Here is a 12,350-nt window from a genome sequence, read left to right as displayed (position 1 = left end):
CACGCCTCACTCGGATGCCAACGACAAAATGGATTCCTGATTGGCCTCTTCTTTATCGAGGATGCCGGTTATACGTCCGCCGTGCATAACCATCACGCGGTCGCTCATGCCGAGAATTTCTGGCAGTTCGGACGACACCATGATGATGGCCACGCCGCGATTCGCCAGTTCACTGATTAAGCGATAAATCTCTGCTTTTGCCCCCACGTCGATACCGCGCGTGGGTTCGTCAAGAATCAGGATCTTCGGTTGCGCCAGCAGCCAGCGGGCAATCAGCACCTTCTGCTGGTTACCGCCGCTGAGGTTATTGATGATCTGATCCATGGTGGGGGTTTTAATGTTCAGCTTGCGAATTTGATCCATGCAGTCCTGCGCCATTTTGATGTGGCTGACAAAACCGCTTTTATGGGTGTAATCGGGCATGTTGACGATGCTCATGTTCTCCATCACCGACAACACCAGGAACAGCCCCGACTTTTTACGGTCTTCGGTCAGGAACGCCATGCCCTTCTCTATCGCCGTTGACGGCGAATCGATCTTGACCGGCACGCCATCAATCAGGATTTCACCGCTGTCGAAACTCTCCATGCCGAACAGGCTTTCCATCACTTCGCTGCGTCCGGCACCCACCAATCCCGCTACGCCGAGGATTTCGCCCTTGCGCACCGTGAAGTTGATGTCGGTGAAGCGATCTTTGCAGGTGAGATTGCGCACCGTCAGCACATCCCCACCGATTTCACCGTTGAATTTCGGGAACAGCTGGGTTAATTCACGGCCCACCATTTGCGTAATCAGTGACTGACGCGTGTATTCGCTGGTGCTGTTGCTGCCGACCCACGATCCGTCACGGAAAATACTGATCTCATCGGTAATGGTGAAAATCTCATCCATCTTATGGCTGATATAGATGATGGCTTTGCCCTGCTCACGCAGGTCGCGGATGATCGTGAACAGGTGCGCCACTTCGGTTTCCGTCAGTGCGGAGGTCGGTTCATCCATAATCACGATGTCCGAATTCCATGACACCGCTTTCGCGATTTCCACCATCTGCTGCGACGCAATACTCAACTCGCCGACCAGACGATCGGCTTTCAAACGGATATTGAGTTTGTTCAGCAGTTCCTGCGTCTGTTTGTTCAGCTTGCCGTGGTCAACAAAGCCGTACTTCATCGGTTCGCGGCCGAGCCAGATGTTCTCGGCCACGGTCATGTAAGGCACCAGATTGAGTTCCTGGTGAATCATGGAGATGCCGGAACGCAGCGCATCCATGGTGTCCTGAAACTGCACCGGCTCCCCTTTAATGCGAATGGTGCCCTTATCGGGACGATACATCCCGATAAGGCATTTCATTAAAGTGGATTTGCCCGCGCCATTTTCACCCATCAGGGCATGTACCGACCCCGGTTTAATACGCAGTGAGACATTGTCGAGTGCCTTCACTCCGGGGAAGAACTTGCTGATGCCTTCGGCTTCAAGCGCAAAAGCGGTCATACATCACCTCCGTACGGCTAAGTCGGTTACGGTTTATTTCTGATTCTGACTGGCGAATTTTTCGTAGTTATCTTTGGTAATCAGCTGGAACGGGATATCGACGACTTTCTGCACTTTCTCGCCGTTAATCAGCTTGACCGCCGTTTGTACCGCGCCTTCGCCCTGACCTTTCGCATCCTGGAAGACCGTGGCGACCATTTTGTCGTTCTTAATCATCTGCAGTGCGTCCGGTGTCCCATCCACACCCGCTACCAGGATGTGATTCGGGTTTTTACCCAGCGCCTGCAGCGCACCGATTGCCATTTCATCGTTGTTAGAGGCAATCGCCTGAATGTCATCGCCCGCGGTCAGCCAGTTACTCACCACGTCCACCGCATCATTACGGGTGAATTTGGCGGTCTGTTTCTGCACAACTTTAATGCCCGGATATTTGGCGACCACCGCTTCCACACCTTTGGTGCGTTCACGGGTAGATTCGTTAGCCAGGTCACCCAGCAGAATCGCCACGTTGCCTTTGCCATTCATCTTTTTAGCCAGCGCTTCCATCTGCAGACGGCCCGCCAGTTCAGAATCCGAACCGACAAACGCCATTTTGTCTTTCAACTCGCCTGCCGGTTTACGGTTGACGAACACCAGCGGCACGCCGGCTTTCGCTGCGGCATCCACCAGCGGTTTCACCGCGTTGGTATCCACTGGGTTAACAATGATGGCGTCAACGCCCTGACCAATGAAGTTCTGCACCTGCTGCAGCTGCTGTGCCACGTCGCCTTTGGCGTCTTCAACCTGGCCTTTGATGTTGTCTTTTTGCATCTCTTTCTGCATTGCGTTGCGCAGAATAGTGAGGAAGTTGTCGTCGAACAGCGCCATAGAAACGCCTACCTGAAGGTCTTTTGCCATCACGGCGGCAGGTAACATGCAAACTAACAGGGAAGTTAATAACGCTTTTTTGAATTTCATAGGTAACCCTTCTTATTCGTTAACATGCTCAGGTTGGCTGAGACCGCGAATGAAAAATATCTTTTACATTCACCCAACGTCGCTGGCGTTTTTTTTGTGGTTGTAGAGGTAAGGCTTCTGGTCTAACGCTATCGGTTTACTGCATCTTTTCTGTGTAACCCGCTACTAATCAGCCAGTTATTTTCGAAATGCCGTTTCAGATGAAGCAACTCATTTCGCCGGTGATGATTAGCAGTTCATTTATTTCATCTAACTTGCATTTGAAACTTTCATCATAAAAGCACTGAAATGATTGTTTTAAAATCGGCAAATAACAAAACTTTGACATGCATCTAACATCTCAAAGGAATTGCGTTTAAAGTGAGATCTTGCTGGCAGTTTAGAATCTGATCATTCAAGGCAGAAAAGCAGCATTCCGCTGCTTTTACGCGCACTTAAACCAAAAGTGTGCAGTCGGGCTTTGACAACGGGGATCGGCATCGCTAATATGCGCCTCGTTCACACGATTCCTCTGTAGTTCAGTCGGTAGAACGGCGGACTGTTAATCCGTATGTCACTGGTTCGAGTCCAGTCAGAGGAGCCAAATTTAGAGAAGCCCGCTTAGGAAACTAAGCGGGCTTTTTGCTTTTTATGCGCCGGGGCGGTCGCTGTTGAGGTGTGGTGGGGCTTCGGTTGTGCTCTCTGAGCAGCGGCCCGCCTTAGCGGGTCATCCCCCGGATCGTCCTGATTCCCCTCTGGTATCGGTTCATGTTCTCCTTTTTGGTTAAATGGCCTGAAAAGGCGGTGTCAGGATCCAGCCGTGAGCTGGCGCAGTTGAGTTTTCTGGTGCAGGTCGAAAAGGCTGCGTGCGTCACTTCCCGCTCTGCGCGGTTAAAGTGGCGCACTGGACTGGTGCAGTGTCTGAAAATTTATTGTTGGTGCAGTTTTACGACCACGCAGCAGGAAAGCCTTGCGGCAATGCAGGCCGCAGTCCGTAAGGTAAAAGGCGCTGAGGGTACAGGTTAGCCAGGAGAATTCCGGCACGGTGCAAATTCAGACTAGCAGGCTGGCGCAGTAAAGGACGTATCGTGTTAAAACTCGGGCCTTCGTCGCGATGTTCTGCGACCCGGTGTTTGCAGAGGTCTGCACCGGTAAACGGATCAAGCGTCCTGATAACAGGCGGTTCTTTCAGGTTGTGAAGCGTTGGGCGCTGTCTACGACAGCATAGAGCAAGGGGGAGACTACGCCAGTGCCGCTGGCGGGGAAAGGAGAAACTGTTTTTACCAGCAAAAGATTTTTTAATCACTTGTTGTTATAAAAAATGAGGGCGCTGTATGTGACAGCGCCCTCGTTCAGGTTACATAAAAAATATCAGCTCAGAATGGCTTCCAGTCGAGCCAGCACCTCATTCACGACAGCGTCGGGTATGCGCTCCAGTCGCTTACCATTTCGGGCTCCCATATCAATGGTTCTGGGCTGGTCGCAGCGGATCACGCCCGTTGTTTTTGTTCCCGCCCCGTCCAGTGAAACGGTGAAACCGGCTTCGCGAGCAAAGTTTCCGCCGCTGGTCACAGGGACAACAACGGGCAACCGGGTGAGCGTGTTAAATGATGCCTTCGATACGATAAGCACCGGACGTTTTCCGCTTTGCTCGTGGCCGGCAATCGGATCCAGTGAAACAAGCCAGATTTCCCCTCTGTCCATTTACAGGATCTCCTTGCCCACCGCAGGCGCATCAATCCATTCACGATCCTCTTCACTCATTTCGGCGTGCGGATCGCACTGCGCCAGCAGTTCCTCAAGCGAATAACGGGGCCGTTTCTGGGGTTCAATAATCAGGCAGCCATTATCAATAGTCATACCCACTTCGCTGCCCATCGACAGCTCCAGCGTTTTCAGCACGGCGGGGGGAACCGCCAGCATGATGGATCCGCCGACCTTTTTAAGGCGAGTTGTATACATAGAGCACCTCCTGATATTATATTTTAATATAACATCTACAGCAGGCGATGCACAATTATTCATCTGATTCATTGTGATTTCCTTAGCGTAATAAAGCGTGAAGAAAGCCTTAATCCATCGAAGGACAGATTCAGCCGTTTTCAAAGGCGGCGTTGCCGATAAAACGGCGACCATCCTGATACATAAGGCGCTTCTTTCAGGTCATGAAGCATTTTGTACAGGCGGGAGCTTAGTGCGTAACAAAGAAGGCCGATAATAGAAAACTGTTTTTGCAGTTCAAAGGATTATGACGGATCGGATAAACAAAATGCGGCGCAGCTTCCGTAACCTTGCTTGCAGTGACTGAGCTTTAACTTGAATAAGCGCTTCGTATGGTGACCGCCAACCATGTGCGCATAAGCGCGCACCTGGTTTAGGTTAATCGATAGCGTTTGGCAGCGGAGCCAGCTCCAGACTGCTGCGGAAATCGTTGCCGACATAATCGTTATCTATCAGCTGGCGGCGACGCAGTTCTGGCAGCAGGCCGTTGAGCAGCAAATCCTGCTGATCGGGCTGGCCGAGTCCATGCAGTGAAATCACATCCAGCACGCCGGCGCGGTAGCGCTGTTCGATGGCATCGGCCAGGGTTTCTGGCGTACCGGCTACAAACCAGTGGCCGGTCTCTTCGGCTTTGATGATCAGCTCGCGCAGGGTTAATCCTTCCAGCGCATAGCCACGGAAAATGGCGGCGCGCCCCTGACGACGATGCACCTGCGCCAGTTCGGGAATTAACGCGGCGGGCAGCGGTTGGTCGAGCGGCACATCGCGCAGATCCACCTCGCCGCCCAGCATGTCGGCCACGCGTAATCTGCCCTGTTCATAGTTGATGCGTTCATGCTTATCGCGCAGACGGCGCGCCACATCGGCGTCGCTGTCGCCAATGATGGCGTGGAACGAGTTCATGATCAGCGGCGGATTATGTTCGCGGCCAAAACGTCGCGCCCGCTGCTGCACATCAGCCACGAAGGTTTGCGCGGCATCAAACGTGGGCTGCGAGGTGTAAATCACCTCGGCATAACGTGCGCCGAGCGTGACGCCCGCGTCGGATTGGCCCGCCTGGAACTGCACCGGACGGCGCTGTGGCGGCGGCGGTACGTTAAGCGGTCCCGCCACCTGGAAATAGTCGCCGCGATAGTGAATCGGATGCAGTTTGCTGTGGTCGAGACGAATGCCGCCGCTGGCGGTGCGCTGCACTGCCGCGCGTTCGTTGGCGTCATACAGCGCGTTCATCACTTCAATAAATTCAGTGGCGCGCGCGTAGCGCTCCTGCGGTGGCGGCAGCTGGCTTTCACCGAAGTTCTCCTCACCTACCGATGACGTTACCGCGTTCCAGCCCGCGCGACCGCCGCTGATGTGATCGAGCGTGCCGACCTGACGCGCCAGATTATACGGATGCAGCCAGCTGGTGCTGACGGTAGCGATTAAACCGATGTGCGAAGTGACCTGGCTCAATGCCGCCAGCGCAATCAGCGGATCTTGCGTGCCGGTGGTGCCCGCTAATCCGGCCGCATCGGCCTGCAGCAAATCGGCGGTGAACAGGCCGGTGATTTTTTCGCGCTCGGCAATTTTCGCCAGTTCGATGGCGCGCGTGATGCCCACGCCGGGCTGGCTGTCATTGGCGGCGGAAATCACACTGCTGGCGCCGACCAGCGTTTTCAGTTTTCTGCGATAGGTTTGCGACACAACACTCTCCTTTATGGTTGTCGCGCGAAATCCGCTTTGACGTTGTTTAAGGCGTCCGCATCGGTCAGCAGACGTAAGCCGGTGCGTGCCAGCACGCGCGCGCCAATCAGCAGCGCCTGATAGCCGCGCGCTGAGTTGGCCGCTTCACGGAACGGCACGGTGTGGAAAATCAGATCGTCGGGGCCGATTTTCAGCCACGGATGCGCCGTAGGCACCGCGTGGCTGATGTCGCCAGCATCGGTGGAGACTTTGTTTTTCTGCGGCGAGAGATCAACCTGTTCGCCTGCCGCGGTGAACTCTTCCAGCAGCAAGGCATCCAGCGCTGAGTTGAGTTTGAAATCGCGCGGGCCAATCTGATGGTCAATCTCGACGCGCGCGCCGGTCGCAAGCGCCACGCCTTCAGCAATGGCACGCAGACGCGGCTCAAGGGATTCCACCACTTCGCGGCTGTCCGCGCGGATGTAGTAATGCGCGGAGGCGTATTCCGGGATCACGTTCGGGGCCTGGCCGCCGTTGGTGATAATGCCGTGCACGCGCACGCCATCCGGCAGTTGCTGACGCAACACGCTGATGCCGTTGTAGAGCAGCACCAGCGCATCCAGCGCGTTGATCCCTTCATGGGGCGCGCTGGCGGCGTGCGACGGCTTGCCGTAGAAGTGGAAATAGAGATGATTATTGGCGAGCGTCGATTCAGTCAGGCGGGTTTTGCCCGAAGGATGCACCATCAGCGCCACGTCGACATCTTTGAGGTAGCCGGCTTCGACAAAGCGCTTTTTCACGTTGCCTTTGGGTCCGCCCGGTCCGCCCAATCCGCCCTCTTCCGCTGGCGTGCCTAATACCACTACGCGCCCGCCGGTTTGATCCAGCACCTGCGCGAGCGTGATGGCCGCCGCCACGCTGGTGGTGCCAATCAGGTTATGACCGCAGGCGTGACCGATGCCGATCAGCGCGTCATATTCCGCGAGAAAAGCGATGGTGGGGCCCGGTTTGTCGCTGGCCTTCACCGCGTAGAACGCGGTTTCATGTCCGGCGACGTTGCGCGTGACCGCAAAGCCCTCAGCGCTAAGTAGTTGCGTGAGTCGCTCACTGGCAAAATATTCGTTGTTGCCGGTTTCGGGATTTTGGAATATCGCCTGCGATACCTTGAGATAAGCGGCGCTGTGTTGTTCGAGGCTGTTTTCGAGCGTGAGCTGAAGTGGATTCAGCGACATGAGCATTCTCCTTTGGCAAAACAATGCGCAATAGATTGCGCCGCTACCTTAGATGCAGGTATTCGTAGCGGCGCGATTTATCGCGCATCAGTGATAATCAATGGCGCTTATCAATACGCTGCACTAACCGGTCGCCGAGCCACTGAATGCTGCACACCAGCACAATCAGCACCGCGATCACCGCGATCATCACTGAGGTTTCAAAGCGCTGATAGCCATAACGGATCGCCAAATCGCCCAGTCCGCCTGCGCCAATCGCGCCGGCCATCGCCGAAGCACCAATTAGCGCCACCAGCGTAACCACAAATCCCGACAAGATGCCGGGCAGCGCTTCCGGGATCAGCACGTCCCAGACAATGCGCAGCTTGCTGGCGCCCATGGCGCGCACCGCATCAATCAGGCCGCGATCGACATCACGCAGCGACACTTCCGCCACGCGCGCGAAGTAAGGCGTGGCGGTGATCGACAGCGGCACAATTGCTGCCCAGGTGCCGAGCGAGGTGCCGACCAGAAAACGGGTAAAGGGAATTAACGCCACCAGCAGAATAATGAACGGCAGCGAGCGGAAGCTGTTGATGATCAGGCCCAGCACGCGATTCACGCCGCGATGTTCGGCGATGCCGCCGGGGCTGGTCATCACCAGAATCAGGCCGAGCGGCAAGCCCGCCACCAGCGAAAACAGGCCGGAAATCACCGTCATTAAAACCGTTTCGCCTAACGCATTGAGTAAAAGATCAATCATGACTGGCGACATAACCCACCAACTCCACTTGAGCCTGCTGCGCGTGCAGCCAGCTGAGAATCTGTTGCTCGTCGGCCGCGTTGGCTGCCGGGAGCGCAATAAAGAAACGCACCACCGCGTAGTGCTGGATGTGATCGATGCCGCCCTGCAGCAGACGGAATTTGCCCGGCAGCGCACCGGCAAAGCGGGTGAGCAGATCGCCCTGCGCATCGTCACCGGCAAAGTGCACGCTGTAGATGGCGTCGCCCTGCTTGTCATCGCTGAGGCGCGCAGCAATATTTTCCGGCAGCTGCGGCAGTAAACCGCGCAGCAGCGTGCGCGTCAGGGCCGATTGCGGATGCGCAAACACCTGCCAAACCGGACCTTGCTCAATGATTTCACCGGCATCAATCACCGCCACGCGATGCGCCACGGATTTGATCACTTCCATCTCATGAGTAATCAGCAAAATGGTGATGCCGAGTTTTTGATTCAGGGATTTGAGCAGCGCCAGAATCGAGCGCGTGGTTTCCGGATCGAGCGCCGAGGTGGCTTCGTCGCACAGCAGCAGCGCCGGGCTGGCCGCCAGCGCGCGGGCAATGCCAACCCGCTGTTTTTGGCCGCCGGATAACGCCGCCGGATAGCTTTGCGCTTTGTCCGCCAATCCCACCAGCGCCAGCAGTTCCGCCACGCGCTGCTGGCGTTGCGCTTTTTCCATGCCGGCGATTTTCAGCGGCAGCGCGACGTTCTGCGCCACCGTTTTTGCTGATAACAGATTGAAGTGCTGGAACACCATGCCAACGCGGCTGCGCACCGTTTGCAGCTGTTTTTCTGACAGGCCGGTGATGTTACGGCCTTCGATTTCAATGACGCCTTCATCAGGTTGTTCCAGCCCGTTGAGACAGCGGATCAGCGTGGATTTCCCCGCGCCGCTGCGTCCGATCAGGCCAAGGATTTCGCCTTTCTGCACCGTCAACGAGATGTCGCGCAGCGCCTGGGTTTGTCCAAAACGACGTGACACACCTTGCAGGCGCACCACGCTGCCGCTGTCGCGAAACTTCACCTGCGCCTCGTCATGGGCACTTTCCGCCACGCCGCGTTTCACGGCGGTAAAGGGCGTTTCGGCTGCTGAGAATAACGTCATCTTTATCGTTCCTTACCAGGCCGTTTCGCCCGTGCCTTTGTAGACCTTGTCAAACACGGTCTTCACGGCATCGTTCTGATAAGAAGCCACCAGCGTTTTCACCCACGGCGCGCTGACGTTCTCTTTCTTCACCGCAATAAAGTTGTTGTACGGGTTATCTTTTACCGGCTCCTGCGCAATGCGATCTTCGGCGGTCAGGCCACTTTTCAGCGCCCAATCGGTGTTGACGACGGCGGCATCCAGATCAGGAACGGAGCGGCCGATGATGCCGGAATCCAGCTCTTTGATTTTCAGATGATGCGGATTGGCGGTGATATCGGCGGTGGTGGCCGCGATGCCGACGCCCGGCTTCAGTTTGATCAGGCCTTGTTGCTCAAGCAGCACCAGACCGCGCGCTTCGTTAGAGGGATCGTTTGGCACGCCAATCAATGCGCCCTCTTTCAGCGCTTTGGCGCTTTTCACTTTCTTCGAGTAGAGACCAATCGGCCACACGGCGGTATCGCCGACGCGTACGATGTCGTAGTGATTGACCTTGATTTGGTTATTGAGGAACGGCTGATGCTGGAAGGCGTTGGCATCCACTTCGCCGTTTTGCAGCGCTTCGTTCGGCTGGTTGTAATCGTTGAAAATGACGGTTTTCACCGTTAAGCCTTTCGCCGCCGCTTGTTTGATCACTTCGCGCCAGACGTCTTCATCTTCGCCGCTCATAATGCCGACTTTTACCGAGGTTTTGTCCGCCGCGTGCGCGATGGACAGCGGCGACAGCGCCGCGCTGGCCAGCAGCAAGGCGCCAGCCGTTAACAGGAATTTATTTTTTACTGCTGACAGACGTGTGTGCATAAAGTGCTTCCTAATCGTTATAATTGCGCGAGTCAAAATTAGCTGTCGTAACGACAGTTGACCGCAGTATACGCAGATGCTTATTCCTGCATTATGATTTATTCAGGAATGCTATTCCTGAAAAGCATAAAGCCGCCGCGCCGCTCGCATCGCCACACGCGAGAAAGGGCTGTGCTATCCTCCCCCTTTTGATGGACTTGTTACTATAAGCGCTATGTCGAACACCACACCTAAACGAAAAAATGACCCTGAAGGGCTTAAGAAGCGCATTCTTGCTGGTGCGCTGAAAATGTTCGCCGAGTTCGGTATGCAGGGCGCGCGGCTGGAGCAGATCGCTGAGCACGCGCATACCACTAAACGCATGGTGGTGTATCACTTCGGCAATAAAGAGCAGCTCTATATTGAGGTGCTGGAGCAGGTGTATCAGGCGATTCGGCAGCATGAAACCGGCCTTAATCTCGCCGAGATGGCACCGGAACTGGCGATGACCAAACTGGTGGAAGCCAGCTTTGATTACCACGTTTCGCATCCGGATTTTATGCGGCTGGTGTGTACCGAAAACCTGCTGCGCGGGCGCTACATCATGCAATCCGAACGCATCAAGGCGCTGAACAAAAGTGCACTCGATGTGCTGGATGACATTCTGACGCGCGGCCAGCAGCAAGGGCTGTTTATTGCTGGGTTGGATACCGTAGATGTGCACCGCTTGCTGAGCAGCATTTGTGTGCATCACGTCTCCAATCGCTACACCTTTCACACGCTGTTCACGCCGAACGATAGCGAGGAAGACAGCATCCGTCGCAACCGCCAGTTAGCCGTCACCGCCACGCTGCGTTATGTGCGCAAAGCCCCGTAGGCTGCGGCTGCGCGCTGATGGTCTACGCTTTTAAATTTGGGACCGTCACAGACCACAGACTAAGGAACGCCGTAGTGAACAAAGATCCCCACCTTTATCCCTTACGCCATACGCAGAATACCGACCAGGACAGCGCACTGTGGAACTGGGCGCAAAACTCGGTGGTTGGTCAGCGCAGTCAGTTACATCAGCCGCAAACTGAAGCGGAGTTGCAACAACTGCTGCGCACCGCCAGCGGCAAAGTGCGCGTGCTGGGCAACCGCTTGTCGCCGGGCCGCATGCTGGGCGTTGATGAGCAGGATTTGCTGCTGGATCTCAGCGCGTTCAACGGCGTGATCGCCCAAGACGAAGAGAGCATCACCTTTGCCGCCGGTACGCCGCTGGAGCAGGTTTACAGCACCTTAACCGAGATGGATCGCATGCTGGCCTCGTCGCCGGGCGTGATTGCGGTGCAGACGCTGGCGGGCGCAATGGCCACCGGCACGCACGGCCAGGGTTTAGCACAAAGCTCCATCGCCGATGAAGCGCTGCGCATCCGCATGGTGTTGGCTGACGGCAGCGTGCGTGAATTTGTGCGCGGTGAGTCCGATTTCGCTGCCGCACAGGTTTCGCTCGGCAGCCTGGGCATTGTGACGGCCGTGACGCTGCGCACCCGCCCTTTCCGCCTGTTTACCTGCCACAAATTCGCCGTCTCCGCCGATACGCTGGAGAACGATCTGATCGAATGGAACCAGCAGTATGAGATGAGCAAAGCCTGGTGGTTTGTCGATGACAATCTGATGCACGTGTGGAACGCGCACGAAGCCAGCGCTGAAGATTCGCAGGCATGGCACGCCAATCAGCGCGAGGTGATTGAGCATGGCGATGACACCGACAGCAGCCTGAATGACACCATCGACCAGACGCTGGCGCAGATGCATCGCGATACGCAGATTCACGGCAAAGGCGGCAAACAGTTCCGCACCGTGACGCGCTTCCGCGATTTCACCGACATCAGCGGCGATATCTATCAGCTATTTTGTCGCGGCATTGCCGTGCCGCAGATCAACGTCGAGATCGGCGTGCCGCTGGAGAAAACGCCGCAGATTATCAGCAAGATCAAAGCGTGGTATGCCGAGAATCATCCGCACATGCACTATCCGATCATTCTGCGCTGTACCGGCGCGTCTGAAGGCTGGCTCAGCCCGGCGTATCAGCACGCCACCTGCTTCTTTGGCTTTGTGGTTTATTACGCTGATGACGGTTCGCTGTCGCAGGATGGCCTGCATTTTCTCACTGAAGTCGAGAAGCTGCTGGCGGCCGAAGGCGGACGTCCGCACTGGGGCAAATATTACGATCCGCAGCGCTATCAGTGGCGCGATATCTATCCGCAGTGGGACGCTTTCCGCGCGGTGCGCGACCAGCTCGATCCACAACGCCGTTTTAGCAATGACTATGTCACTGCTTTGTTTGATTAAGTTTGAAGGG

At 55.9% G+C, this 12,350-nt stretch carries 11 protein-coding genes and 1 tRNA gene; 3 read left to right on the top strand and 9 right to left on the bottom strand.

Annotation, left to right across the window (positions count from 1 at the left end; all coding sequences use genetic code 11):
• Positions 1–6 precede the first annotated feature (6 nt).
• Positions 7–1,491, bottom strand: coding sequence for a sugar ABC transporter ATP-binding protein (locus Q3H59_RS07420; RefSeq protein WP_101763420.1), 1,485 nt, complete (start codon positions 1,489–1,491; stop codon positions 7–9).
• Positions 1,492–1,524: 33 nt separating this feature from the next.
• Positions 1,525–2,448, bottom strand: a complete 924-nt coding sequence (locus tag Q3H59_RS07415) for a sugar ABC transporter substrate-binding protein (protein WP_110866691.1) — start codon at positions 2,446–2,448, stop codon at positions 1,525–1,527.
• A 507-nt stretch (positions 2,449–2,955) separates the two neighbouring features.
• On the opposite strand from Q3H59_RS07415, the gene Q3H59_RS07410 reads away from it, so the two are divergent.
• Positions 2,956–3,031, top strand: a tRNA-Asn gene (locus tag Q3H59_RS07410).
• Positions 3,032–3,798: 767 nt separating this feature from the next.
• On the opposite strand, the gene Q3H59_RS07405 is transcribed toward Q3H59_RS07410, so the two are convergent.
• From Q3H59_RS07405 to Q3H59_RS07375, 7 genes are all read right to left on the bottom strand, one after another.
• A complete protein-coding gene (locus Q3H59_RS07405; protein ID WP_277973770.1) occupies positions 3,799–4,131 on the bottom strand; it encodes a type II toxin-antitoxin system PemK/MazF family toxin in 333 nt (110 codons plus the stop codon).
• Entirely contained in the window at positions 4,132–4,389 is a 258-nt protein-coding gene (locus Q3H59_RS07400) for an AbrB/MazE/SpoVT family DNA-binding domain-containing protein (protein WP_075808466.1), read from the bottom strand.
• Between the two features lie 417 nt (positions 4,390–4,806).
• Positions 4,807–6,111: an NtaA/DmoA family FMN-dependent monooxygenase gene (locus tag Q3H59_RS07395; RefSeq protein WP_309834084.1), complete on the bottom strand. Its 1,305-nt coding sequence runs from the start codon at positions 6,109–6,111 to the stop codon at positions 4,807–4,809.
• Positions 6,112–6,122: 11 nt separating this feature from the next.
• Positions 6,123–7,322 carry a M20 family metallopeptidase gene (locus tag Q3H59_RS07390; RefSeq protein WP_309834082.1) on the bottom strand — a complete coding sequence of 400 codons (1,200 nt, stop codon included), beginning with the start codon at positions 7,320–7,322 and terminating at the stop codon, positions 6,123–6,125.
• A 97-nt stretch (positions 7,323–7,419) separates the two neighbouring features.
• Positions 7,420–8,076 (bottom strand): methionine ABC transporter permease, encoded by a 657-nt coding sequence (locus Q3H59_RS07385; protein WP_309834081.1) that lies wholly within the window; start codon positions 8,074–8,076, stop codon positions 7,420–7,422.
• A complete protein-coding gene (locus Q3H59_RS07380) occupies positions 8,057–9,187 on the bottom strand; it encodes an ATP-binding cassette domain-containing protein (RefSeq protein ID WP_309834079.1) in 1,131 nt (376 codons plus the stop codon). Before Q3H59_RS07380 ends, Q3H59_RS07385 begins: the two co-directional genes overlap by 20 nt.
• Positions 9,188–9,199: 12 nt before the next feature.
• Positions 9,200–10,027, bottom strand: coding sequence for a MetQ/NlpA family lipoprotein (locus Q3H59_RS07375; protein WP_309834077.1), 828 nt, complete (start codon positions 10,025–10,027; stop codon positions 9,200–9,202).
• A 214-nt stretch (positions 10,028–10,241) separates the two neighbouring features.
• On the opposite strand from Q3H59_RS07375, the gene Q3H59_RS07370 reads away from it, so the two are divergent.
• On the top strand, positions 10,242–10,883 hold the full coding sequence (locus Q3H59_RS07370; RefSeq protein WP_309834075.1) for a TetR family transcriptional regulator: 642 nt from the start codon (positions 10,242–10,244) through the stop codon (positions 10,881–10,883).
• 74 nt (positions 10,884–10,957) lie between these two features.
• The gene (locus Q3H59_RS07365) at positions 10,958–12,340 is read left to right on the top strand and encodes a D-arabinono-1,4-lactone oxidase (RefSeq protein ID WP_309834073.1); all 1,383 of its coding nucleotides are present in this window, start codon (positions 10,958–10,960) and stop codon (positions 12,338–12,340) included.
• Positions 12,341–12,350: the final 10 nt, after the last annotated feature.

Origin of the sequence: Pantoea sp. SORGH_AS_0659, assembly GCF_031453915.1 — a bacterium.
Taxonomy (GTDB): domain Bacteria; phylum Pseudomonadota; class Gammaproteobacteria; order Enterobacterales; family Enterobacteriaceae; genus Pantoea; species Pantoea leporis.
This window is presented reverse-complemented; position numbering and strand designations above follow the sequence as displayed.